Source organism: Streptomyces sp. NBC_00080 (assembly GCF_045041255.1).
Lineage (GTDB): Bacteria > Actinomycetota > Actinomycetes > Streptomycetales > Streptomycetaceae > Streptomyces > Streptomyces coriariae.
Map to the genome: position 1 here is coordinate 5,571,437 of NZ_CP108235.1, position 24,131 is coordinate 5,595,567.

At 73.2% G+C, this 24,131-nt stretch carries 23 protein-coding genes and 1 pseudogene; 14 read left to right on the top strand and 10 right to left on the bottom strand.

Annotation, left to right across the window (positions count from 1 at the left end; translation table 11 throughout):
- Nucleotides 1-13 precede the first annotated feature (13 nt).
- Nucleotides 14-877, bottom strand: coding sequence for a helix-turn-helix transcriptional regulator (locus tag OHU34_RS24990; RefSeq protein WP_142264667.1), 864 nt, complete (start codon nt 875-877; stop codon nt 14-16).
- 146 nt (nt 878-1,023) lie between these two features.
- Here OHU34_RS24990 and OHU34_RS24995 point away from each other — a divergent pair, with 146 nt between their 5' ends.
- Entirely contained in the window at nt 1,024-1,839 is an 816-nt protein-coding gene (locus OHU34_RS24995) for an SDR family oxidoreductase (RefSeq protein ID WP_405768387.1), read from the top strand.
- Between the two features lie 26 nt (nt 1,840-1,865).
- Here the strand turns inward: OHU34_RS24995 and OHU34_RS25000 are convergent, their stop codons facing one another.
- Nucleotides 1,866-2,291, bottom strand: coding sequence for a hypothetical protein (locus tag OHU34_RS25000; protein ID WP_200839921.1), 426 nt, complete (start codon nt 2,289-2,291; stop codon nt 1,866-1,868).
- 185 nt (nt 2,292-2,476) lie between these two features.
- Nucleotides 2,477-2,752, bottom strand: a pseudogene (locus OHU34_RS25005) (ATP-binding cassette domain-containing protein); the annotation flags it as partial.
- A 142-nt stretch (nt 2,753-2,894) separates the two neighbouring features.
- Here OHU34_RS25005 and OHU34_RS25010 point away from each other — a divergent pair.
- The 3 genes from OHU34_RS25010 (at nt 2,895) to OHU34_RS25020 (ending at nt 6,038) form a co-directional block, all read left to right on the top strand.
- Nucleotides 2,895-4,403: an aromatic amino acid ammonia-lyase gene (locus OHU34_RS25010; protein WP_405768390.1), complete on the top strand. Its 1,509-nt coding sequence runs from the start codon at nt 2,895-2,897 to the stop codon at nt 4,401-4,403.
- Entirely contained in the window at nt 4,400-5,341 is a 942-nt protein-coding gene (locus OHU34_RS25015) for a MurR/RpiR family transcriptional regulator (protein WP_405768392.1), read from the top strand. Before OHU34_RS25010 ends, OHU34_RS25015 begins: the two co-directional genes overlap by 4 nt.
- Nucleotides 5,342-5,453: 112 nt before the next feature.
- Nucleotides 5,454-6,038: a hypothetical protein gene (locus OHU34_RS25020; RefSeq protein WP_142264664.1), complete on the top strand. Its 585-nt coding sequence runs from the start codon at nt 5,454-5,456 to the stop codon at nt 6,036-6,038.
- A gap of 43 nt (nt 6,039-6,081) precedes the next feature.
- Here OHU34_RS25020 and OHU34_RS25025 read toward each other — a convergent pair whose 3' ends face one another.
- Genes OHU34_RS25025 through OHU34_RS25040 form a run of 4 tightly spaced genes read right to left on the bottom strand, consistent with a single transcriptional unit; the run spans nt 6,082 to nt 8,400 of the window.
- On the bottom strand, nt 6,082-6,456 hold the full coding sequence (locus tag OHU34_RS25025; RefSeq protein WP_020128504.1) for a hypothetical protein: 375 nt from the start codon (nt 6,454-6,456) through the stop codon (nt 6,082-6,084).
- 21 nt (nt 6,457-6,477) lie between these two features.
- Nucleotides 6,478-7,014: a roadblock/LC7 domain-containing protein gene (locus tag OHU34_RS25030; protein WP_142264663.1), complete on the bottom strand. Its 537-nt coding sequence runs from the start codon at nt 7,012-7,014 to the stop codon at nt 6,478-6,480.
- 34 nt (nt 7,015-7,048) lie between these two features.
- Nucleotides 7,049-7,966 carry a transcriptional regulator gene (locus tag OHU34_RS25035; protein WP_230195523.1) on the bottom strand — a complete coding sequence of 306 codons (918 nt, stop codon included), beginning with the start codon at nt 7,964-7,966 and terminating at the stop codon, nt 7,049-7,051.
- Nucleotides 7,963-8,400: a hypothetical protein gene (locus OHU34_RS25040; RefSeq protein ID WP_142264661.1), complete on the bottom strand. Its 438-nt coding sequence runs from the start codon at nt 8,398-8,400 to the stop codon at nt 7,963-7,965. The genes OHU34_RS25035 and OHU34_RS25040 overlap by 4 nt, the downstream gene beginning before the upstream one ends.
- A 432-nt stretch (nt 8,401-8,832) precedes the next feature.
- Between OHU34_RS25040 and hutU the strand changes: the two genes are divergently transcribed.
- The 4 genes from hutU (at nt 8,833) to hutI (ending at nt 14,433) form a co-directional block, all read left to right on the top strand.
- Nucleotides 8,833-10,497, top strand: coding sequence for a urocanate hydratase (gene hutU / locus OHU34_RS25045; RefSeq protein WP_142264660.1), 1,665 nt, complete (start codon nt 8,833-8,835; stop codon nt 10,495-10,497).
- 143 nt (nt 10,498-10,640) lie between these two features.
- Nucleotides 10,641-11,843: an allantoate amidohydrolase gene (locus OHU34_RS25050; protein WP_405772359.1), complete on the top strand. Its 1,203-nt coding sequence runs from the start codon at nt 10,641-10,643 to the stop codon at nt 11,841-11,843.
- Entirely contained in the window at nt 11,840-13,189 is a 1,350-nt protein-coding gene (locus OHU34_RS25055; RefSeq protein WP_142264659.1) for a formimidoylglutamate deiminase, read from the top strand. The genes OHU34_RS25050 and OHU34_RS25055 overlap by 4 nt, the downstream gene beginning before the upstream one ends.
- Before the next feature lie 38 nt (nt 13,190-13,227).
- Nucleotides 13,228-14,433 (top strand): imidazolonepropionase, encoded by a 1,206-nt coding sequence (gene hutI, locus OHU34_RS25060; RefSeq protein WP_142264658.1) that lies wholly within the window; start codon nt 13,228-13,230, stop codon nt 14,431-14,433.
- Here the strand turns inward: hutI and OHU34_RS25065 are convergent.
- The 3 genes from OHU34_RS25065 to OHU34_RS25075 form a co-directional block, all read right to left on the bottom strand.
- Nucleotides 14,373-15,419, bottom strand: coding sequence for a DMT family transporter (locus OHU34_RS25065; RefSeq protein ID WP_142264657.1), 1,047 nt, complete (start codon nt 15,417-15,419; stop codon nt 14,373-14,375). The two genes, hutI and OHU34_RS25065, sit on opposite strands and share 61 nt — an antisense overlap.
- A gap of 140 nt (nt 15,420-15,559) precedes the next feature.
- On the bottom strand, nt 15,560-17,113 hold the full coding sequence (locus tag OHU34_RS25070; protein ID WP_230195527.1) for an RICIN domain-containing protein: 1,554 nt from the start codon (nt 17,111-17,113) through the stop codon (nt 15,560-15,562).
- 199 nt (nt 17,114-17,312) lie between these two features.
- Nucleotides 17,313-18,248, bottom strand: coding sequence for an RNA polymerase sigma factor SigF (locus tag OHU34_RS25075; RefSeq protein ID WP_230195528.1), 936 nt, complete (start codon nt 18,246-18,248; stop codon nt 17,313-17,315).
- Nucleotides 18,249-18,487: 239 nt separating this feature from the next.
- Between OHU34_RS25075 and OHU34_RS25080 the strand changes: the two genes are divergently transcribed.
- The 6 genes from OHU34_RS25080 to OHU34_RS25105 all read left to right on the top strand — a co-directional run bounded on the left by OHU34_RS25080 (nt 18,488) and on the right by OHU34_RS25105 (nt 24,063).
- Nucleotides 18,488-18,883, top strand: coding sequence for an STAS domain-containing protein (locus tag OHU34_RS25080; RefSeq protein WP_142264655.1), 396 nt, complete (start codon nt 18,488-18,490; stop codon nt 18,881-18,883).
- A gap of 202 nt (nt 18,884-19,085) precedes the next feature.
- Entirely contained in the window at nt 19,086-19,634 is a 549-nt protein-coding gene (locus tag OHU34_RS25085) for an ATP-binding protein (RefSeq protein ID WP_028806640.1), read from the top strand.
- 419 nt (nt 19,635-20,053) lie between these two features.
- Nucleotides 20,054-20,767, top strand: a complete 714-nt coding sequence (locus tag OHU34_RS25090) for an LPXTG cell wall anchor domain-containing protein (protein WP_142264654.1) — start codon at nt 20,054-20,056, stop codon at nt 20,765-20,767.
- 31 nt (nt 20,768-20,798) lie between these two features.
- Nucleotides 20,799-21,635 carry a hypothetical protein gene (locus OHU34_RS25095; RefSeq protein ID WP_405772361.1) on the top strand — a complete coding sequence of 279 codons (837 nt, stop codon included), beginning with the start codon at nt 20,799-20,801 and terminating at the stop codon, nt 21,633-21,635.
- Nucleotides 21,632-22,729 carry a hypothetical protein gene (locus OHU34_RS25100; RefSeq protein ID WP_142264653.1) on the top strand — a complete coding sequence of 366 codons (1,098 nt, stop codon included), beginning with the start codon at nt 21,632-21,634 and terminating at the stop codon, nt 22,727-22,729. Before OHU34_RS25095 ends, OHU34_RS25100 begins: the two co-directional genes overlap by 4 nt.
- A 68-nt stretch (nt 22,730-22,797) precedes the next feature.
- Complete coding sequence (locus tag OHU34_RS25105) at nt 22,798-24,063, top strand: hypothetical protein (RefSeq protein ID WP_200839919.1); 1,266 nt, start codon at nt 22,798-22,800, stop codon at nt 24,061-24,063.
- Nucleotides 24,064-24,131: the final 68 nt, after the last annotated feature.

A 24,131-nucleotide genomic window follows, 5' to 3' on the forward strand; every position in this document is an offset into this window, starting at 1 on the left:
CCGCAGGTCCGGACTAGGGCGACGCCTGGACCGGCGTCACCCGCCAGCTGCCCAGGAGCCGCAGCCGCTCCTCCGTCTCGGAGCCCGCCTCCGGGGTGTAGACCAGCAGGGACTGGTCCGGGTCCGCCGAGACCGCCAGGGTCTCGTACGGGAAGGTCAGCAGGCCCGCCACCGGGTGCTGGATCCGCTTGACCCCGTACGCGCACTCCCGGACCGGATGATCGGCCCACAGCCGGCGGAAGTCGTCGCTCTTCAGCGAGAGCTCCCCGACGAGCGCGGTCAGCCGGCGGTCGTCCTGGTGGTGGCCGGCCAGCATCCGCAGATGCGCGACGCACTGGACGGCCACCGCGGACCACTCCGGGTAGAAGTCGTGGGAGCCGGGGTCGAGGAAGACGTGCCGCGGGATGCTGCGGCCCTCCGGCCCGGTGCGGCTGTAGCCGAAGACCGCGTCGGCGAGCGTGTTCCACGCCAGCACGTCCATCCGCTGGTCGAGCACGAAGGCCGGCGTGCGCTCCATGCTGTCGAGCAGCAACCGGACGCCCGCGCGGACCCGGGGCGCGGCCGGTCGCCCGGCCGGCCTGCGGGGGCGGGCGACGGCGCGCAGATAGGCGTGCTCCGTGTCGTCCAGGCGCAGTACGCGCCCCACGGCGTCCAGGACCGCGTCGCTGACTCCCCCGGACTTCGTCCGGGAGGGGCCCCCGGGGCCCCTGCCCTGTTCCAGGCGGATGTAGTAGTCGACGCTCACTCCGGCCAGCTGCGCCACCTCCTCGCGTCGCAGCCCGGGTACCCGACGGCGGCCGTGCGAGGGCAGTCCGACCTCCTCCGGCTGGATGCGGGCGCGGCGCGAGCGCAGAAAGTCCCCAAGATCCCCGTCCATGCGTTCGATGGTAGGGGAGCGGCGGGCCGCGAACCTGGTACTGGCAGACCCAGGAAAAGCGCATCCCTGGGTAGCGCGGACGCGGACGGCGAGGGTGGTGCGTGCCGCCGGGGAACCACCCCGGCCCGCCTTCCCAGGAGCAACGGATGTCGCACGAGAACCAGAACCGGTACGGGAACCAGAACCACGACCCGTACGGGAGCCCGTACACGAGCCTGACCGGTCGTACCGCCGTCGTCACCGGCGCCGCCAGCGGTATCGGTGAGGCCGTCGCCGTGCTGCTCGCCGCCTCGGGTGCCCGGGTCGCCCTGCTGGCCCGGCGCGGCGACCGGCTGGAGTCGGTCGTCGAGAAGATCCGCGCCGACGGGGGCGAGGCCCTGGCCGTCGTCGCCGACGTCACCGACGACGCGTCGGTGGACGCGGCGGCCGCCAGGATCCGCGAGGCCTACGGGAACGTCGACCTGGTCGTCAACAACGCCGGAGTCATGCTGCCGAACCCCGTCGACGACGGCCGGATCGACGAGTGGCGGCGGATGCTCGACACCAACGTCACCGGAGTGCTCCGGGTGATCCGCGCCTTCACCGGGGACCTGGTGGGCGCCGCCGCCGAGGGCCGGCCCGCGGATCTGGTGAACATCTCGTCCATCGCCGCGCACATCGCGTTCCCGAACTACGGGGTGTACGGCGCCACCAAGGCGGCCGTCACGTATCTCTCCCAGGCCCTGCGCGTCGAACTCGGGCCGCGGGACGTGCGGGTCACCAACGTGGAGCCGGGGCTGACGGAGACCGAGCTGGCGACGCACCTCGACAACGACGAGCTGGCCGGGCAGCTGGACGGCATGTTCGACGCCATCGGCGGGCTGTCCGCGGCCGAGCTCGCCGACGTCGTCGCCTACGCCACCAGCCGCCCCCGGCACGTCAACCTGCGGCAGATCATGGTGCTGCCGACCCGCCAGGCGTGAACCCCGCTCCCCGGCCCCGGCCCGGGTCACTCCTCCCAGTCGCCGCCCTTCGAGGAGCCGCGCCGAATGCCGAAGAGGCCGGGGTGGGAGCGGGCGGCCTGGACCACGTTGACGCCGACGATGCCCACCCAGGAGACGATCAGGCCCGGCAGGTGCGCGGTGCCCGCGCCGATCGCGGACAACGGGATCGCCAGCACCAGCGAGACGATGCCGAAGCCGAAGCGCTCGCCCCACGAGTCCGTCGCCCTGGGCGAGCGGGCGTCCCGGGCCGCCACCATCTGCTGCTCCGCGAACTGCCGCCGCACCCGGCGCTCCACCGCGCCGTCGATGCGCTGGTCGACCTTCTCCAGGAACGAGTCCACCAGCGCGGACTCGTACTCCTCGCCCAGTTCCCTGCGGGTCGCGAGGGTGGCGTCGAGTTCCTTTTTCAGGTCCGTGTCGCGCGCTTCCATGGTGGTCTCCCATCCCGTCATGCCGACCAGGCTAGGCAGCGGGAACGCCCGCCGCACTGGGGATAGCCCCCCTGTCCGCAGTCGGGTTCGCGGGAGGGCGGCGGAGAGCGGGCGGAGAGGGGGGCGAAGTGTCGGCGGGGAGCGCGGGGCCTGGTTCTTCGTGAGCCCGTGCTGCTTCGCCTACGCGTTCGCCACGTCAAGAGCCCCGACTGCTGGATGACGTATCCGATGGAGCGGCGCAGCTCGGCCGCGTCCTGGCGGGTGACGTCCTTGCCGCCCACCTCGATGGTTCCGGAGGTCGGGTCGACCATGCGGTTGATCATCCGCAGGGTGGTCGTCCTGCCGCAACCGGAGGAACCGACCAGCACGGTCACGCAGCCCTCCGGCATGTGGAGGGAGAGGTCGTGGACTGCCGTCGTGCCGTCGGGGAAGCGCTTGTGGACCGCGTCGCACTGGATCATGAGTTGTCCCTTGCCCGGCTGTATAACGTCATGCAGAGTTCTCGATAGGTGAATAGCTTTTCCACGGTTCGGTGTTGATCCGAGGTATCGGATGACCGGCAGGCAAGATCGAGTGTCCGGATCGATGGGAGTTCGTGGCCTTATGCCGTCTCGGATGATGGACGCCCCTTCCGGGGTGGGCTCCGGTCTCGTCGTCCTCGACGGGATCGCCCTCGGCGTCGCGGACGTCGCCCGCCTAGCCGACCGGGCCGCTCGACCGGTCCCCGGCACCGACGCGACGAAGCGGATGACCGAGTCCTGGGACGCCGCCCGCCGGATCGCCGCCACCGGTCGCGTCTACGGCCGCTCCACCGGAGTCGGCGCCAACCGGAACGAGGACGTGCCCACCGAGGCGGCCGCCGGGCACGGCCTGCGCCTGCTGCGCAGCCACGCCGGCGCCATCGGCGAGGAACTGCCCGCCCGGCAGGTCCGGGCCATGCTCGCCGTCCGCGCCAACCAACTGCTCGCCGGCGGCGCCGGCCTCAGGCCCGGCGTCGTCATCGCGCTGTGCGAGGCGCTGGAGAGCGGGGCGTATCCGGTCGTCAACGAGTTCGGCTCGGTGGGGACCGGCGACCTGGCGGCGCTGGCACAGGTCGGGCTCGCGCTGGTGGGGGAGCACCCATGGCGCGGCACCGGGATCCCCGCACCGCAGCAGCTCGACAACAACGACGCGCTCGCGCTCATCAGCAGCAACGCCCTCACCCTCGGCCAGTCCGCCCTCGCCCTGCATGAACTGCGCGGTCTCCTGGAGGCCACCCAGGTCGTCGCCGCGCTCTCGCTGCTCGCCGTGGACGGCTCGCACGAGGCGTACGCGGCCCCCGTCCACGCCGCCCGCCCGCACCGCGGATCCACCGAGGTCGCCCGCCGCATGCGGGAGTTGATCGGCGCGCAGGACCGGCCCACGCCACCCCTCGGCAGGATCCAGGACCCCTACGGCTTCCGCTGCCTGCCCCAGATCCACGGCCCCGCGCACGACGCCGCCGACGCCCTGGAGGACGTGGTCGGCATCGAGATCAACGCGGCCGCCGAGAACCCGCTCATCTCCCCCGAGGACATGACCGCCTACCACCACGGCGGCTTCTACCAGGCCCAGCTCGCCCTCGCCCTGGACCACTTCAGGCTGGCGCTGACCCAGGTGGCCCGGCTGTCCACCTCCCGCCTCTCGACCCTGAACGAACCGGCCTACACCCGGCTGCGCCCCTTCCTCGCCGACCCCGAGCCCGCCTCCTCCGGCGTGATGATCCTCGAGTACGCCGCCGCGGCCGCCCTGGGTGACCTGCGGGCCTTCTCGGCGCCCGCCTCGCTCGGTCACGCTGTACTCTCCCGGGGCGTCGAGGAACAGGCCAGCTTCGCCTCGCTCGCCGCCCGGCAGACACTGCGCGCCTGTGCCGCGTACCGTCTCGTCGTCGGCTGCGAACTCGTCGCCGCCGTACGGGCGCTGCGCCAGCGTGAACTGCGGCCCGAACCGGGACTTCCGGCGGGCCGGGCGCTGGAGCTGGCCGAGGCGGTGCTCGACGCGGAACAGGCCGACCGGCCGCTCACGGACGACGTGCGGGCGGCGGCCGGACTGCTGGACCGGTTCACGGACATCTGGAGGGGGAGCGGGGCATGAGCGCGGAGACGGGGATCGGTGAGGGAGTGCCGGGTCCAGGGGCGCCGGGTCCAGGGGCATCGGATCCGGCGGCCTCGGATCCGCAGGTGACGGGTGCCGGTCTGCCGGACAGTCCCGCCGCCCGGCTGCAGGCGCTCTTCGAGGGACACCGGCTGACACCGACCCAGCGGCGCATCGCGCACAGCATGGTGCGGCGCGCCGCCGACGTGCCGTTCCTGTCCAGCGTGGAGCTGGCCGAACTCGCGGGCGTCAGCCAGCCGTCGGTGACCCGCTTCGCGGTCGCCCTCGGCTTCGACGGCTACCCCGCCCTGCGCAAACACCTGCGCGAGGTCGCCCCCGCCGAACAGACGGCGGGACCGGTCTCGTACAACGAGTACCAGCAGGCCGTCGAGGCCGAGATCGAGAACCTGAAGCACCTCGCCGAACTGCTCGCCGATCCCCGGCCGGTGCAGCGGGCGGGCCGGCTGCTGGCGGCCTCCCGACCGCTTCCCGTGCTCGGACTGCGGGCCGCCGCCTCCCAGGCGTACGGGTTCGCCTACTTCGCCGCCAAGGTCCATCCGGACGTACGGCTGCTGAACGAGGGCGGCACGATGATCCACGACCGGATCGACGCCGCCGTCCGGGCGGGCGCCTCGGCCCTGCTCTGCTTCGCGCTGCCCCGGCATCCGCGCGAGGTCGTCGACACCCTCGGCTATGCCCGGGAGGCGGGGCTGAGCGTGGTGACGGTCGCCGACTCCGCGTTCGCACCGGTCGCCAAGGTCTCCGACCTGCTGCTGCCGGCCGCCGTCGGCACCGGACTGGCCTTCGACACGGCGTGCGCGCCGATGCTGCTCGGGCGGGTGCTGCTGGAGGCGATGTGCGACGACCTGCCCGACGCGCAGGCCCGGCTGGAGGAGTTCGACGCGCGGGCGGCGGCGCGAGGGCTCTTCGTCGAGTAGGCCGCCCCTGGCGGAGGGCGCGATTTTTCGGGGCGTTCTCTCAGACTGGTCTCACGTTCGCTCACTAGTCTGAACGGTCACGAGACTGTGCCGGAGAGACCAGGAGGCGGACGTGGCGCGCGGAGGGCAGGGGCTGGCTCGGGTGGCCGTCGTCGTACGGGCCGGAGCCGCGCCGTTGTGGTGGTGCGGGGTGTTCGCGGCGGGGGTCGGGGTCCTGGTGCCCGGACTCACCGGACGGCGGATCGGGGTGCTGGCCGGGGCCGCCCTGTTCATCGTCGCCGTCGCCGTGGTGGCGTGGCACGGCCGCAGGCGGATCACCGGACTCGGACAGGGCGCCGCACGGGCGGGCAAGCACGACGTGCTCCAGGACCGGGCGGTGACCGTGCGCACCTGGCGGCGCGGGCACCGCTGGTGGCTGCTGCTCGCCTTCGTGGCGGCGCTCGGCAGCTCCTTCGCGGTCCCCGCGGCCGCCGGACTGCTGCTCGCCGGCTGGGGGACGGGACTGCGGCTGAAGGCCGCCTGGCTCGGACGGCGCGAGCGGGCCGAGGACGCACTGCTGTGGGTGCGCGTCGACTGGCTGGACCGGCGCGGCGGACGCCCGGCGGGCAAGGCCGTCAAGGCGTACCGCAGCACCGGCATCGCGGCCGGCGACGCGGCCCCGGGCGGGTCCCGCCGCCGCACCGCGGCACTGGTCTAGGCACGGACCGGTCCGGCACGTCCGGCACGTCCGGCCGGACGGGCTATACCTCGAGGTCCTCCTCGATCTTCTTCAACTGGTGGCGGGCCATCGCCAGGTTGGCCCGCTTGGCGTCCAGGACCAGGTACATGAAGAGTCCGTTGCCGCCGCGGCCGCTGATCAGCCGGATCAGGTGGTACTGGTCGTTCAGCGTGATCAGGATGTCCTCGATCTGGCCCTTGAGCCCGAGGTGCTCCATGGTGCGCATCTTGGCGCGCACCACGTCGGTGTTCCCGGCGGCGGCGACGTTCAGGTCGAAGGTCTTGCTGCCGCCCATCGTGCCCAGCGCCATGCCGCTGGTGTAGTCGACGAGCGCCACTCCGGTCGCGCCCTCGATCGAGGCGAGACACTCTTTCAGTGTGGTTTCGGTGTTGGCCATGCTGTGCTCCTCGGTTCCTTCTCAACTTTCCGTGGTGGTGCGCGCGTTGGTGGTGGCCGATCCGCGCGCCGATCTGGTCCGTACGATGGGTGGCTTGGCGGGCGTCCGGACGGGCGCCTTCGCGGGGGTCTTCGCCGGCGCCCTGGCCGGTGGCGGGGCGGCGGCCTTGGTCTCCCGCGCCTTCGCCTCCCACGCGTCGACGAGCTCCCCGATGCGGGCCCCGGACCGGCGGCCCTCCAGATGCAGCCGGCCGACGTTGACGCGGTCCTGCGCGAGCAGGGTCAGCACGGCGTTCTCACCGGCCGCGTAGGTCGCGACATAGCCGTAGACCCCGCGCACGAGCAGCTCGCGGAAGTCGCCCTGGCCGGTGGTGTCCGCCATCCGCACCGCGACGCCGAGGGCGGCGGCGGTCAGGGCGGCCACCACCTCCGGCTCCACGCCGGGGGTGTCGTGGGCGAGGACGAGACCGTCCACGCCGGCCGTCAGGGCGCCGGTCAGCTGGGGCACCCGGGCCCGCAGCCGCCGGAGTTCGTCGAGTATCTCTGGCTCGGACACCATCAGCTCGCTCCTCTCGGCGCGCGGTCGCTGCCGTTCAAAGGGCCTCCAGCGCATCCCTGAGCCTCTTCAGCAAGGTGATGTCGGGGTCGTTGACACGGGGCAGGGTGATGCCCGGTCGCGGGTCGGGGTCGGGGCCGGCGGGGCTCACGGCGGGACCTGCGGCCGGCCCGGGGTGGAGCGGGGGCGCGGCAGGTGGCGGCCGGTGCTGCCGGGGCGGCGGGAAGAGGGCGGTCAGCAGCCCCGCCGCCGCCAGCCGCCGGACGTCCACCAGGGTGTGGAAGGCCTGCCGGCCCAGCGCCCGGGCTATGTCGGACGCGGTGCGTACGCCGTCCACCGAGGCGAGCACCGCGCTCTGCCGGGCGGTCGGCGCGGGCGCCGCGACGGTCTCGGCCCGCCGCAGCGGCGCCCCGTCGGTCAGCGGGTCCGGCCACAGCCGGTGCAGCAGCTCACGCCGGCGCAGCGTCTCGCGCTCGACCGCCTCGACCGGGACCGGCCGGAGCGTGCCCAGCCAGTGCCCGGCGCCGTACCGGAAGCGGCCGGGAGTGCTGCTGGGGGTGAGCGCGAAGTACGCCGCGTCGAAGACCGCCTCCAGATGGCACAGTTCCAGCGCGCCGCGCGGGACACGGCCGGCGTCGAGCAGCAGCCGGGCGACGCCGTACTCCTCGTCGGCCCGGTCCACCGCGTCCTGCCAGACGGCGGGAGCGAGGGTGCCGTGGGCCAGGAGGAGCACGTCGAGGCCCGGGGCGAGGGGGCTCTCGGCGTGCACCACTCGGCCCTCGGCGAGGTAGAGCGAGCCGCGCTCGCGCTCCAGGACACCGGTCGCCCGTTCGGCCGCGAGCCGGGTCAGCATCGGCGACAGTCCGCCGCCGCGCTCCCTGGCCGCCGACTTCTCCCGCACGGGCAGCCGGGGTGGCGGGGTCGTCCCTTGCGGGGTCGTTCTCACCGCGGTCACCCCAGCACCAGCCGTCCGGCCATCTCGCCCAGCCGGATCCGGGCCAGCGCGAGGTTGCCGTCCGGCCGGGCCAGCCACACGTGCAGGAACACGCTGCTGTCGAAGGACGTCGGTACGAAGCGGAGCACGTGGTAGCTGTCCCGGTTGCTGATGATCAGGTCCTCGACCGGAGGATCGGCGACCCCGCCCCCGCCCCCCTGTCCGTCGTGGCCGTCCTGGCTGTCGCGACGGTCGTAGCCGTCGGGTGCGAACGCCCGCTGTTCGGCCGTGAGCCGGGCCACCTCGGCCGCCTCGGCGGCCGCCGCCTCGTGGTCGCCGCCGGGGAACTCCCCGACCGCGCCCAAGGCCAGCCCACTGGTCCAGTCGACCAGCGCGGCACCCCGGGCACCGGGCAGCCGCATGGCCTCCAGGAGACACTCGTCGATTCCGGGCACCGTTGGGCTCCCCTCCCGCCTTCGGTTCGGCTGAGTGATGAAGAAGCTACGCAACGTAGGCGTCGAGGGGTGAGTCTTCTGGCATTTTCCAGCGGAACATGCGGCGGGGCGGCTAACGTGGGTCGACTGACCCTGTTTCGGGCCGAATCGGCGCCCCATGCGCCCCTTCTCCACCGTTCAACACCGACCCACCGGCGCGCGTCAACGGCGCGCATGTCCACGCGGGGTGGTGAACGGGGCTACGTGCGCCCCCTTCTCTGTGCAGGTCGGGCAGGTCGGGCAGGTCGGGCGGGCCGTCTCCGCATGCCGTGTTCCCGGGGGCGTGACGCGGTGCCGTGGCCCCGACGTATTGACTAGCCCTATTCATCGAGTCAGGATGTGAATAACAACAGCAACAACCGCCGGGATCACCCATCCGCAAGGAGGCAGACCATGTCAGGACCCCGCCCCGTACGAGCGCCACGCGGTACGGAACTGAGCGCCCTGGGATGGCAGCAGGAAGCCGCCCTGCGGATGCTCCAGAACAACCTCGACCCCGAGGTCGCCGAACACCCCGACAAGCTCGTCGTCTACGGCGGCACGGGCAAGGCGGCCCGCGACTGGCGCTCCTTCGACGCGATGGTCCGCACCCTCAGGACCCTCAAGCAGGACGAGACCATGCTGGTGCAGTCCGGCCGTCCGGTCGGCGTCATGCAGACCCACGAGTGGGCCCCGCGTGTCCTCATCGCCAACTCCAACCTCGTCGGCGACTGGGCCAACTGGGAGGAGTTCCGCCGGCTGGAGCAGCTGGGCCTGACCATGTACGGCCAGATGACCGCCGGTTCCTGGATCTACATCGGCACCCAGGGCATCCTCCAGGGCACCTACGAGACCTTCGCCGCCGTCGCCGCGAAGAAGTTCTCCGGCACCCTCGCCGGCACGATCACCCTCACCGCCGGACTCGGCGGCATGGGCGGCGCCCAGCCGCTCGCCGTCACGATGAACGACGGCGTGGCGATCTGCATCGACTGCGACCCGCGCGCCATCGAGCGCCGCATCGAGCACCGCTACCTGGACGTCAGGGCCGACAACCTGGACCACGCGCTCCGGCTGGCCGTCGAGGCCCGCGACCAGCGCAAGCCGCTCTCCATCGGCCTCCTCGGCAACGCCGCCGAGCTCGTCCCGCAGCTGCTCGCGACGGGCGCCCCCATCGACATCGTCACGGACCAGACCTCCGCCCACGACCCGCTCGCCTACCTGCCGACCGGGATCGCCTTCGAGGACATGGCCGACGCCGCCGAGAAGGACCCGGCCGGCTTCACCACCCGGGCCCGCGAGTCGATGGCGAAGCACGTCGAGGCGATGGTCGGCTTCATGGACGCCGGCGCCGAGGTCTTCGACTACGGCAACTCCATTCGCGGCGAGGCCCAACTCGCCGGATACGACCGGGCGTTCGCCTTCCCGGGCTTCGTCCCCGCCTATATCCGCCCGCTGTTCTGCGAGGGCAAGGGCCCCTTCCGCTGGGCGGCGCTCTCCGGGGACCCGGCCGACATCGCCAAGACCGACAGGGCGATGCTCGACCTCTTCCCGGAGAACGAGTCGCTGGCCCGCTGGATCAAGCTGGCCGGTGAGCGCGTCCACTTCCAGGGCCTGCCCGCCCGTATCTGCTGGCTCGGCTACGGCGAGCGCGACAAGGCCGGCGAGCGCTTCAACGACATGGTGGCGTCGGGCGAGCTCGCGGCCCCGCTGGCCATCGGCCGCGACCACCTCGACTGCGGTTCCGTCGCCTCCCCGTACCGCGAGACCGAGGCGATGCTCGACGGCTCCGACGCGATCGCCGACTGGCCCCTGCTGAACGCCATGGTCAACGTGGCCTCCGGGGCGTCCTGGGTGTCGATCCACCACGGCGGCGGCGTCGGCATGGGCCGCTCCATCCACGCCGGCCAGGTCTCCGTGGCGGACGGCACCAAGCTCGCCGGCGAGAAGATCCGCCGCGTCCTCACCAACGACCCCGGCATGGGCGTCATCCGGCACGTGGACGCCGGGTACGACATCGCGGAATCGGTCGCCGACGAGCGGGGCGTGCGGGTGCCCATGCGTGAAGGTGACGAAGCGTGACCCTTCCGGGAGACGAGAGGGGCGGCAACGGTCCGGCGGGGGCCGAGCCCTCGTCGCCGACCGCGGGTTCGGCCGTGCCCACCGGTTCCACCCCGCGGAACGACTGCCCGCAGCCGGTGGCGGCTGGTGCGTCCTTCCAGGAGATGTGGCGTGAACTGGCCCCCATCGGTCGGCACTCCGAGTCCTGCGGCTACCGCCGCTACGCCTGGACCGCCGCCGACACCGACTGCCGGGAGTGGTTCAGGGAGCAGGCCGAGGCACGGGGCCTGACGTACGAGGTCGACCGCAACGGCAACCAGTGGGCGTGGCTCGGCGACCCGGCGGCCGGCGACGCCGTCGTCACCGGCTCACATCTCGACTCGGTGCCGGACGGCGGCGCCTTCGACGGACCCCTGGGCGTGGTGTCCTCCTTCGCCGCGCTCGACGAACTCCGCGCTCGGGACGTCACGTTCAGCAAGCCGCTCGCTCTCGTGAACTTCGGTGACGAGGAGGGCGCCCGCTTCGGACTCGCCTGCGTCGGCTCCCGGCTCACCGCGGGCCGGCTCACCGTGGAACAGGCCCACCGGCTCACCGACGGCGACGGGATCACCCTCCCGCAGGCCATGGAGGCCGCCGGCCACGACCCCGACGCCATCGGCGCGGACCCGGAGCGGCTCGCCCGGATCGGCGCCTTCGTGGAGCTGCACGTGGAGCAGGGGCGCGCCCTCGACCTGAGCGGCGACCGGGTCGGCCTGGCCAGCGCCATCTGGCCGCACGGACGCTGGCGGTTCGACTTCCGGGGCGAGGCCAACCACGCCGGCACCACCCGCCTCGTGGACCGGCGCGACCCGATGCTGCCGTACGCCGAGACCGTGCTGGCCGCCCGCCGGGAGGCCCGGCTCGCGGGCGCCGTCGCCACGTTCGGCAAGATCTCCGTCGAGCCCAACGGCGTCAACGCCATCCCCTCCCTGGTGCGCGGCTGGCTCGACTCCCGCGCCGCAGACCAGGCCGCTCTCGACACCGTGGTCGGCGGTGTGGAGAAGGCCGCCCGCGAGTACGCCGAGGTCCACGGCATCGACCTGGACGTCGTCCGTGAGTCGTTCACGCCCGTCGTCGAGTTCGACCACGCCCTGCGCGACGAACTCGCCCGCATCCTCGGCAGCGACACGGACCTCAAGGTCCCGGTCCTGGGCACCGGCGCCGGACACGACGCCGGAATCCTCTCCGGGACCATCCCGACCGCCATGCTGTTCGTGCGCAACCCCACGGGCGTCTCGCACTCCCCGGCCGAGTTCGCCGCCGAGGACGACTGCGTGGCCGGGGTGCACGCCCTCGCCGACGTACTGGAAGGACTGGCCTGCCGGTGACCCCCACGCAGCGGACACGGACGTACTGGCTGGAGCACGCCTGGCTCGGCACGAAGGTCGAGCCGGGCGTCGCCCTGGAGGTGACGGACGGCCGCATCACCGCCGTCCGGACGGGCGTCGACACCCCGCCGCCCGGCGCCGAGATCCTGCGCGGCCTCACCCTGCCCGGCCTGGCGAACGCCCACAGCCACGCCTTCCACCGTGCCCTGCGCGGCACCGTCCAGGTCGGCTCCGGCACCTTCTGGACCTGGCGCGAGGTCATGTACTCCGTCGCCGACCGGCTCACCCCGGAGACCTATCACCAGCTGGCCCGTGCCGTGTACGCCGAGATGGCGCTGGCCGGCATCACGGCCGTCGGCGAGTTCCACTACCTGCACCACGCGCCCGGCGGCACCCCCTACGCCGACCCCAACGCCATGGGCGAGGCCCTGATCGAGGCCGCCGCCGAAGCCGGTGTCCGGATCACCCTCCTCGACACCGCCTATCTGTCCGCCGGCTTCGGACAGCCCCCCAACGCCCACCAGGTCCGCTTCTCCGACGGCGACGCGGACGCCTGGGCCGCACGCTGTTCACTTCTCAAGGAACGGGATCACGCGAGGATCGGGGCGGCGATCCACTCCGTACGGGCCGTGCCCGCCGGACAACTGGCGACGGTGGCGCGCTGGGCCGAGGAGCGCCGGGCGCCGCTGCATGTGCACCTGTCCGAGCAGACCGCCGAGAACGACGCCTGCCGCGAGGCCCACGGCCGCACGCCCACCCAACTGCTCGCCGAGCACGGCGTCCTCGGACCGCGTACCACCGGCGTCCACAACACCCATCTCACCGACGAGGACATCGCCCTCCTCGGCCGCTCCGCGACCGGCACCTGCATGTGCCCGACGACCGAACGGGACCTCGCCGACGGCATCGGCCCGGCCGTCGCCCTGCAGGCCGCGGGCTCACCGCTGTCCCTCGGCTCCGACAGCCACGCCGTCATCGACCTGCTCGAAGAGGCCCGCGCGATGGAGCTGAACGAGCGGCTGCGCACCCGCACCCGGGGCCACTGGACGGCGGCCGCCCTGCTGCGCGCCGCCTCCGCCGACGGCCACGCGGCCCTCGGCAACCCGGACGCGGGCACCCTGGAGACCGGCGCGGCCGCCGACTTCACGACCATCGCGCTCGACTCGGTCAGGACGGCGGGACCGGTGCCCAGGCTCGGCGCCGAGACGGCCGTATTCGCGGCGACCGCGGCGGACGTACGCCATACGGTCGTCGCCGGGCGTCACGTCGTACGCGACGGGGCGCACACGCTCGTACCGGATGTGCCGCAGGCCCTCGCGCGGGCCGTGGCAGCCCTGCACGTCTAGCGACCACCACCGGCTCCCGCCCCCACGAGGACACGACGATGAGCAGCAGCACCGGCACGACCGGCACGACCGGCACGACCACCGTCATCACGAACATCGCCACGCTGGTCACCAACGATCCCTCCCTCGGCGACACTTCCCCGCTCGGGCTGGTCCGGGACGCGGCTGTCGTCATCGAGGGCGACCGCGTCGTGTGGACCGGTGAATCAAGCAAAGCACCCGCCACTGACAACCGGGTCGACGCCGGCGGCCGGGCGGTGCTCCCGGGCTTCGTCGACTCCCACTCCCACCTGGTCTTCGCGGGCGACCGCACCGAGGAGTTCAACGCCCGTATGTCGGGCCGCGGTTACACGGCGGGCGGCATCCGCACGACGGTGGCGGCCACCCGGGCGGCCACCGACGGGGAACTGGAGGCGAACCTCACCCGTTTCCTGTCCGAGGCGCTGCGCCAGGGCACCACGACCTTCGAGACCAAGTCGGGCTACGGCCTGACGGTCGCCGACGAGGCCCGCGCCCTGCGCCTCGCCGCCCGGCACACCGACGAGGTCACCTACCTCGGCGCGCACATCGTCTCTCCCGACTACGCCGACGACCCGGCCGGCTACGTGGCCCTGGTCACCGGCGAGATGCTCGACGCCTGCGCCCCGCACGCCCGCTGGATCGACGTCTTCTGCGAGAAGGGCGCCTTCGACGGCGACCAGGCCCGCGCGATCCTCACCGCGGGCAGGGCGAAGGGACTGCACCCCCGCATCCACGCCAACCAGCTCTCCTACGGGCCCGGCGTGCAGCTGGCGGTCGAGCTGGACGCGGCCAGCGCCGACCACTGCACGCACCTCACGGACGCGGACGTGGACGCGCTCGCGAGCGGCGACACGGTCGCCACGCTGCTGCCCGGCGCCGAGTTCTCCACCCGGGCCGAGTGGCCGAACGCGCGCCGGCTGCTGGACGCGGGCGTCACCGTCGCCCTCTCCACGGACTGCAACCCCGGCTCGTCCTTCACCTCGTCGGTGCCGTTCTGCATCGCGCTCGCGGTGCGGGACATGGGGATGACACCCGACGAGGCGGTGTGGTCGGCGACCGCAGGCGGTGCCGCGGCCCTGCGTCGCACGGACGTGGGCCGCGTGGTCCCCGGCGCCCGTGCCGACCTGACCCTCCTGGACGCCCCGAGTCACGTCCACCTGGCCTACCGGCCCGGCGTGCCGCTCGTCTCGGGGGTGTGGCGGCGCGGCGTACGGGTCGTCTGAGCCGACCCCGGCCCCTTGTCCCGGTCCGTCACCGTCCGACCCCATCCGGTGCCGAGGAGCACGAGCACCGCGCCCACGAAGCCGAGCCACCCCGGCCGGTCCCCGGCCAGCGCGATGCCCACGGCCGCCGCCCACACCGGCTCGGTGCCCAGCAGCAGACTGACCCGGGACGGCGACGTGCGGCGGACCGCCCACATCTGGACGAAGAACGCGAACAGCGTGCAGAACACGGAGAGGTAGACCAGCCCCAGCCAGTCGCCGCCGTCGAAGTCCGCCGCGGCCGCCCACGGCGAGGCGCCCGCCCCCGGCAGCGCCACCAGCAGCGCGAACACGGCCACCGCGGAGCCCAGTTGGACCGTCGTCAGCGACAGCGCGTCGGCGCCGCGCACCGAGTCCATGCGCGCCATGGCCAGCACGTGCACGGTGCGGGCGACGGCCGCCCCCAGCATCAGCAGATCGCCGCCGGACGGAGCGGTGAACCCGGCGCCCTGCGTCAGCAGCGCCACACCGAGTACCGACAGCCCCGCCGCCGCCATGAACGCCCCCGGCAGCCGCACCCCGCGCACCCGGCTCTCCGCGAGCGGCGTGAACACCATGGTCAGGCTGATGATCAGCCCGGCGTTGGTCGCGGAGGTGTGCACGACGCCGTAGGTCTCCAGCAGGAAGATCCCGGCCAGGATCAGCCCGAGCACCCCGGCCCCGCGCCACTGCGGCCCGCTCAGCGCGCGCAGCCGCCGCCACCCCACGACCGCCAGCACCGGCAGCACCACGGCGAACCGCAGCACCAGCACGGCCGGCACGGTGTCCGCCGTGGTGACGCCCTTGGCGGCGAGATAGCTGGAACCCCAGACGACGGCGACGAGCAGAACGGGCAGATCGGCGAGCCGCCCGAGCGCTGAGGAACCGGCAGCCGGGGCGGGCGAGGCCGGAGCGGGCAAGGCAGGAGCGGCCGAGGCAGGAGCGGCCGAGGCAGGGGAGTCGGGCATGGGGCTCCTCATGAGCAGATGACGCGGCTGGCCCAGCGGCTCTGCTGGTCAGAGGGCCGGGCCAGCGTAGTCAGCGACGGGAATCCGGCCAGGGGGTTTTCAGCATGAGGACACCCGACGGCGGGGACCGCGTCCCGTGCTCAGGCCGCCCCGGCCCGCCACAACTGGTCCCCGTCCTCGTCCAGCGGTTCCAGCGACACCCCGCCGCCCGCGTCCGCCGTCAGCGCCGTCAGGATCGCGATCGCCGGGCGGACGGTCCCGTCGCCGTCCACGGTGAACCGCAGGTTCGCCCCGTGATCGCCGTCCACGGAGGCGCACTCCCACACCCCCACGCCCTTGTCCACGGACCCCCTGCTGTCCAGACAGAAGTCCTGGTCGGCGTACGACTGGAGCACCCCGCGCGCCGCGTCCACCCGCCACCGCTGGCTGGGCGAGCCGGAACACGGGACCGTCACCACGTCCGTGCCGTTGTCGAAGTCGCCCGCCACCTCCAGGCAGCGCCCGCTGTCCGCGTTCACGACCTGGGCGAACGTCCCACCGGGCGCGCGGGTCGGTGACGGCGTGGGCTCCGGCTCCGGCGGGGCGCTCGTACGGGAGGGGGACGGACTCGGCGTCGGGGACGGCGAGGGGGAGGCAGGGGAGGAGGCGGGCGGCGCCGGGGCCGTCGCCGTCACGGTCACCGGCGGGACCACCGACGGCCCGGTGACGACGGCTCCCGCCGCGTCCTGCGCGTCGCCGGAGTCGCCCGAGGTCAGCAGCAGAGCCACCGCCAAGGGCACCACCGCCACCCCCAACGCGGCCGAGGCCAGCGCCACCCGCCGCGACGGTCGTCTCGCGGCCGCCGGTCCCCGGCCGCCGGACGGCTGCCGGTCGTCCCTCACGTACGCCGACCCGCCCCACACCAGCAACCCCTCCGCCAGCGCCCCGCGAGGATCGTCGCGCAGCGCGCACTGTTCCTCGTAGGCGGTCGCGCAGTGCGGGCAGTGCGCCCTGTGGGCTTCGAGGTCGGGGCTGTGCCGCGGGGCGTCCGGCCGTACGGACTGCTCGATCAGCCGGCGGAAGTCCCCGCAGCGCGGGTCGTCGGAGGCGGCGAGCCGGTGCCGGAGGCAGGCCTGGGCCAGGAGGTGCAGGGCGGGGCCCGTGCCGTACGTGACGTCCTCGGGGGTCAGGCCGAGCAGCGTGGCCGTCCGTTCGACGGGCTCGCGCTCCACGACGCCGTACCAGACGAGGCCCTGCGTGCGGGAGGGCAGGGAACGGAACGCGGCGAGCAGCGGCGGCACCGGGCCGCCGGGGGCCGCCGTGTTGAGGACGAGCAGCAGTCCCGCGTCCAGGCCGCCGGCCCGGTCGTCGAGGGCCCAGTCGGTGGCCACCTGCCCGGACAGCAGCAGGAGGCGGTGGCGCCAGGACCCGCCGGGGTCGTTGCCGCGGGCGGTCTCCCGGGCGGCGAGGGTGAACGCCTCGGCCGCGAGGCGCCGTGCCGCCGGTTCGCCGGTCGTGCAGAGGCGGGCGTAGGCCAGGACGGCGGGCTGGTGGCGGGCGCGGAGCGCGCGCAGCGCCGGGTACGCGGCGGCGGGGGCGGCGCGGAGCCGGTCGGTGAGGTGCGCGTCCGAGACGTCGGCGCTCACGTCGCCGCCGCCGTGACCGCCGTCGTCACCGTCACGGTTTCCGCCGCCGTCCACGTCGGCACGGGCCATGGGGGTCGCCTCCTCGCCGGATGCGCAGCGCGCCGCGTCCGGTGCTGACGTACCGGTCAGTCTGTGGTGGAGGTGACCCTAGTGGCCCGAGGGGTTCCGTGGGGAGGTTTCCGACGGTAACGAGAGAGGGCGGAGGCGAGGGGCCGGGGTGACACCGGCGTCCGTGCCCGGGAGCGCACCCGGACACGGACGGGACGGGTCACTCCTCGACCGTCAGCCCCTTCCGCAGCCGCACCAGGGTCCGCGACAGCAGCCGCGACACGTGCATCTGCGAGATGCCGAGCTCCTCGCCGATCTCCGACTGGGTCAGACCGGCGACGAAGCGGAGCGAGAGTATCTGCCGGTCGCGGGACGGGAGTTCCGCGATCAGCGGCTTCAGCGACTCCACGTACTCGATGCCTTCGAGTCCGTGGTCCTCGTAGCCGATGCGGTCGGCGAGGGTGCCTTCGGAGTCGTCGTCCTCCGGCTGCGCGTCCAGCGACGAGGCCGTGTACGCGTTGGACGCGGCCATGCCCTCGACGACCTCCTCGTTGGAGATGCCGAGACGCTCGGCCAGCTCCACGACGGTGGGCGCCCGGTCGAGCTTCTGGGACAGTTCGTCGCCCGCCTTGGCCAGGTCGAGCCGGAGCTCCTGGAGCCGGCGCGGGACGCGCACCGACCACGACGTGTCGCGGAAGAAGCGCTTGATCTCGCCGATGATGGTTGGCATCGCGAAGGTCGGGAACTCGACGCCGCGCGACAGCTCGAAGCGGTCGATCGCCTTGATCAGGCCGATGGTGCCGACCTGGATGATGTCCTCCATCGGCTCACTGCGGGAGCGGAACCGGGAGGCGGCGAACTTGACCAGGGCGAGGTTCAGTTCGACGAGGGTGTTGCGGACGTACGAGTACGCGTACGTGCCCTCTTCGAGGGATTCGAGCCGTGCGAACAGGGTCTTGGACAGGGCCCGTGCGTCGACGGCTCCGACCTCGTCGTACGGGGGGATCTCCGGAAGTCCGGCGAGGACGTCGGTGGGGTCGACGTCCGGTGCCAGGTCCTGCGCGATGGGTTTCAGATGTTCTTGTTCCGGAGGGGGTGTCGACGTCGCTCCGCGGGTAGGCGGTGCGTCGAGCCGGGGTGACATGATGTCCTCCATCGTTCTCGGCGTATGGCTGCCGAAGCCAGTGAGCGCACTGCGGTGTGCGGCGCCTCCAAAGCCGGCCGTGTCGGTTACGTGCTTCTACTAGCCCTACCCGCTTTACTTGCCCCGCCGCAAGTGCATTTTGTCCGAGTATGTCCGTTTGTGTGTGATTGTTCGGGTGTTGAGGCGCGGGTCGAAGGCGTAGGGTGCGAGGGCGTCAGGAAGCAGTCAACGACCCCAGGAGAAGAGACGGCATGGACCGCGGGACGGTCGGCAGCGCACAGTCTGGCCGGCTTCTGGTCGAGGTGCGGCAAGAGGGCTCCAGCGCCGTGGTGACCCCGGCGGGTGAGTTGGATCACCACACCGCCGATCTGTTGCGTGAGCCACTCGACGACTGCCTCTCCAAGGGGCTCAGTCGCCTGGTGGTGGACTGCACCCGTTTGGAGTTCTGCGACTCCACCGGGCTCAACGTGCTGCTCGGCGCCCGCCTGAAGGCGGAAGCCGCGGGCGGCGGGGTCCATCTGGCGGGCATGCTGCCCGTGGTGGCGCGGGTCTTCGAGATCACCGGCGCGGACGCGGTGTTCACCGTGCACGCCACGGTCGAAGAGGCCCTGAGCGACGGGCACGACGAGCGTGACGAGGACGGCTGAGCTTCGCCGTCCGCCGGAAACGGGTGCGAACGGACGTGAACGGGGGGTGTTCCGGCGGTTCTCTCGGGCAGGAGACATCCTGAACCCGAACATGTCGGCGGCGATGCCGACGCGAACGCCGTCCGCCTACGTACAGACCTGCAGTGATCCGACTTGTGAATTGTGAACCGGTGAATCGGGGAATCGGTGAGGTGAAGCGCTGATGAGCACCACCCGGCCTTGTTCGCCGGGCGACCGCGGCCCGGAGCCCGGCGACGCTCCTGGGGCGTCCCAAGCGGGCGCACCGGGAGTCGAGGCGTCCCAAGGGGGCGCGGCGACCGTGGCGTCCGGGTCGCCGGGCGGCCGCCAGGTACGTCGGCTGAGCTTCGACGGCGCCAGCGGGGTCGTCCCGCTCGCCCGCGACTTCGCCCGCCAGGCGCTCTACGCGTGGGCCTGGCTGCCCGCGGCCACCGCCGACCAACGGGCCGCCGCGGAGGACGTGCTGCTCGTCGTCTCCGAGCTGGTCACCAACGCGTGCCTGCACGCCGAGGGGCCGGACGCGATGGTCCTCACCTGCGACAACAAGGTGATCCGCGTCGAGGTCTCGGACCGCGGTACGGGCCAGCCGGCCCCCCGCACCCCGCACCGGGCGGGCCGCCCCGGCGGCCACGGCATGTTCATCGTCCAGCGTCTCTGCCTGGACTGGGGTGTCGTACGGACCCCGGACATCACGGGCAAGACGGTCTGGGCGGAACTGGGCGCCCCGGCCTGACCACCCCAGGGCCCGGGAACCACCCACCCCGGGCCCACGGAACCTCCCGCCTGAGCCCGACTCCCGGACTGCCCGAACCGACGGCAGGACGAGCGGACCCCTCGGCCGACTTCAGGGCGAGCGGACTCCGACCGGCCTCCCGAGACCTACTCCCGGTCGGTCAGCCCCGTGGGCCGACTTCCGGCCGACCGGCCCCGGGAGTGTGTGAGTGGGATCGGCCATTTCGGGGTGGCCGTCGGTTCTGTGGCGCGGTGGCGCCGGGGGCCGCGTGTTCTCGAAACCCCCTGGATCCGCGCGCCGGATCGCCACAACTCCGGCGCGTACGTTCTCTTCCCTCCTCATCGCCCCGGGCGTACCTTGACGGCTCAATCTGATGCCTCGTCAGTAAGGCGGGGCGGTGGGAGTGAGGGGACGGGACCGTGTCGTACCGGAAGCGAACCGCCGCGCTCGCGACTGCCGCGGCCCTGGCCGGCTCGGCGGTGTGGATGGCCGCCCCCGCTGCCATGGCCGAGGTCGTGAACGTCAACTACGCCTGTAAGACGCCCATCGGCGACAAGAGCGCCGTGTCGCCCATCGACATCAAGGGCGTCAGGAGCGGCAGCGGCTACAAGATCACCATGTCCTGGCAGAAGGGCGTCTCGTCCAGTCCCGTCGAACTCGGCGCGGGCTCCATGAAGCCGAGCGCCACGATCAGACTGGGCGGTGCCGACAGCGGCACCCTCGAGGTCTCCGGCCCCGCCAACCAGGCCGCGATCCCCGAGAACACCCCCATCAAGATCAACGACCTGAGCGGCACGTACACCCCGAAGAAGACCGGCAAGGTCACCTTCACGGCCGGCGTGCTCACCATCAAGGCGCTCGGGACGACCACCACCTGCACGCCCACCGACAACGCCGGCCCCTCGCTGACCCTCGACGTGACCGCGTCGGGCGGCGGGAGCAGCACGAGCGGCGGGAGCAGCACGGGCGGCGGCAGCACGGGCGGCGGCGGCTCCGGCGGCGGCCTCCCGCAGACCGGCCCCGAGGACTCCGCCATCGCCCTCGGCACCCTCGGCGGCACCGTGCTGCTCGCGGGCGCGGCGGGTGCCCTGTGGCTGACCCGGCGGGGCGGGACGGCACGCGTCCCCCGCTGACCGTTCCCTCGTACGAGTGCTGGAGCCGCCGATGCCGTACGCCGCCGCCCGTGCCCTGCTGCTGACCCTGTCGTTGCCGCTGCTGCTGGCGGCCACCCCGGCCACCCCCGGCGGCTGGTCGGTCGCGCCCTCCGGTGGGGGACGGCCGTCCTTCTACGCGGAGGGCACGCCCGGGGCGGTGCTCCAGGACACGCTCTCCGTGACGAACCGGGGCACGGGGCCGCTCACCGTACGGCTGCGCGCCACCGGCGACGGGCTCCGGGTCGCCTTCGCCGAACCGGCCCTCGGCATCCCCGCCCGCACCCGCGCCGAGGTGCCCTTCACGGTGACGGTCCCGGCGGACGCGCCGCCCGGCGACCGCGTCGGCCGCCTCCTCGTACGGGACTCCACCGGCCGGGAGTCCGCCGTCCGGCTGCTGATCCGGGTCGGCGGCCCCGAGCTGGCCGCGCTGACCGTCGAGCACGTGGCCGTGCGCGGCGACCGCATCACGTACGAGCTGGTCAACCGCGGCACCACGGCCCTCGTCCCGCGGCTCGCCGTACACGCGGACGGCGTCCTCGGCGCCGTCCTGGATCGCGCTCCGCGCACCCTGCCCGTCCGGCTGCCCCCGGGCCGCCGCCTCACGCTCGACGAACCGTGGCCCGACCGTCCGGCCCTGGACGCCGTCACCGTCCGCCTCACGGTGACCGCGCCGGGCGCGGCGCGGGCCACCGGGCGGGCGTCGGCGCGGTTCGTGCCCTGGGGCGCGGCGGCGGGCACGGCGGCCGGCGCGCTGTCGGTCGCGGCGGCCGCGGTGGCGGTACGGCGACGCCGACGTGGACGCGCAACGGTCACGAACCGGGCCGCGGTGACGGGAGCACTGACATGAGAGGCAAGCCCCGGATCACGGCGCTGGTGCCGGCCCTGCTGCTGATGCTGCTCACGCTCTCGCTGCCCTCGGCCGACCCGGCCGCCGCCGCGCAGGGCAAGCCGGCCGTCACCCTCTCGACGGCGCAGGCGGGCACGGGCGGTTCGATCACCGTCAACGGAACCGGCTGGCGCTCGCGCACGCTGCTGATGCTGCTGATCTGCGGGCAGGCGACACCGGCCCGGGGCGTGGTCGGCGGCACCAACTCCTGTGCCAACGCCGACGGCCGCGCCGTCACCACCGACGCCGACGGCCGTTTCAGCCGGGCCCTGCCGGTGACCGAGCCGCCGGTGCCGTGCCCTTGCGTGGTGCACGTGGCCACCGCGACCGGAGCGAAGGCGCAGGCCGACGCGGTGTTCCAGGTGGCCGGGCACCCGGTCGAACCGCTTCCCGCGCAGACGGCCGGCGGACGCCTGTCCGTGCTCAGCGACACCCGGCTCGACGGCTCGGGCTCCCTGCTGACCTGGTTCGGCGCGCCGCCCTCCCGCACCCTGGCCTTCACCGTCGGCAACGTGGGCACCGCGGCCGTCGAGAACCCCGTATTCCAGGTCGGCACCGCCCACGGGGTGTTCGCCCCGCAGTGGGACGAGCGGCAGTGGCACGGCACGATCGGCCCCGGCGGGAAGACCCGCGTCGAACTGCCCGTCGAACTCACCGCCGGCGCCCACGGCGACTACACCGTCTCCCTCAAGTACGGCGGGAAGGTCCTCGCCGAACAGCCGTGGGGGGTGGGCCGCCCCTGGGGCGTGACCCTGTTCTGGATCCTGCTCTGCCTGGTGGTGCCGGCGGCGGTCTTCCGCATCGGGATGGCGGTGGTGGACCGGGTACGCCCGCGCCACGCCGTCCGGCGGCCCTCGCCCGCTCCCGGGCACGGACGCAGGCGCAGGCGCGGGACGGCGGTCGCGCTCCCGGGAACCGAGCCACCCCCCACCCCGAACGCGACCCTGCCGTGGTTCACCCCGGACACCGGTCCGGGCCCGGCGGGCCGGCTCTCCGCACCGCACGAAGACCATCCGACGAGTCCCACGACTCCCGGCAGGAAGGGATCCACGTGAGTGAGAGAGCCGTATCACCTGACCGTGCGCCCGCGCGGAAGCGAGCGGCAGCGGCGGGCGCCGCCGTCCTGTTGACCGGGGCGGCAGTCCTGCTGGGCGTGAGCGCAGGGCAGGCCCAGGCCGCCGAGGTGGCCTACGCCACCAAGTGCGTTCCGCCCTCGGGCATCGGTCTGCCCGACGTCAACGGCACCACCAAGGTCGAGATCACCGCCCCGGCGACGGCGAAGGTCGGCGACACCGTCGACGTCGTCTGGAAGTTCACCCAGGCCGCGTCGAAGAACCCCGACATCATCGACCTGCCCGCGAACTCGGTCCAGCCGTCCGGCACCCTCAAGACGGCCGGCGCGCAGACCGCCGACATCGCGATGCAGGGGCCGCGCGAGAACCCTGCGATCCCCAAGGGCGGCGCGATGACGCTGTCCGACATGAAGGGCACGCTGAAGCTGACGGCGGCCGGGCAGGTGACGCTGACCCCGGACGCGTACGTCGTCAACGCGCTGTCCACGGACACCAAGTGCGCGCCGACGGAGGCCGTCCAGCCGGCGGCGACCATCACCGTGACGGCGGGGGAGGGGAGTTCGGGTTCCGGCTCGGGCTCGCCGAGTACGTCCCCCGACCCCTCGCAGAGCCAGAGCCAGTCGCCCTCGGCGAGCGCGTCCGGTACGCCCAGCACTTCCCCTTCGGTGTCCGAGAGCGGCGGTGACGGCGGCCAGACCGACTTCACCGGCAAGGTCGTCGACATCCCCTACACCTGCCAGTCACCGATCGGCGAGAAGAAGGCGACCTCGCCGATCCAGATCAACGCCAAGAAGAGCGGCGGGAGTTACGACCTCACCGTGCAGTTCAAGAAATCGGTCATGGACAGCCCGATCGACATCCCGGCCGGCAAGGTGAAGCCGACCATGCAGATCGTGCTGGGCGGCGCGGACGAGGGCTCGGTCACGGTGGAGGGCCCGCTGAACTCCGAGCCCATCCCGCAGAACGAACCGATCGAGATCCCGGACCTCACGGGCGTCTACAAGCCCGGCGCGACCGGTGAGTCCACGCTCTCCCCGGGGGTCCTCACGATCGAAGCCATGGGCACGACCACCACCTGCACTCCCGACAGCACGGCCGTCTCCTTGACGCTGGACACCGCGGAACAGGCGAGCGGCGCGTCCGGGGGCAGTGGCTCCTCGTCGTCCTCGGGCGGGTCCACGTCGACGAGCGGCGGCCTCGCGGAGACGGGCTCCGGCGACCACGGCACCCTGAAGGCGCTGGGCCTGGTCGCGGGTACGGCGATCCTGCTGGGCGGCGCGGTGTTCACGTTCATGCCCAGGAGAAGGGCGAGCTGAGCCGCGCGGGGCGCGACGACGGAGGGCCGCAACGACGGAGGGCCGCAACGACGTAGGGCCGCAACGAC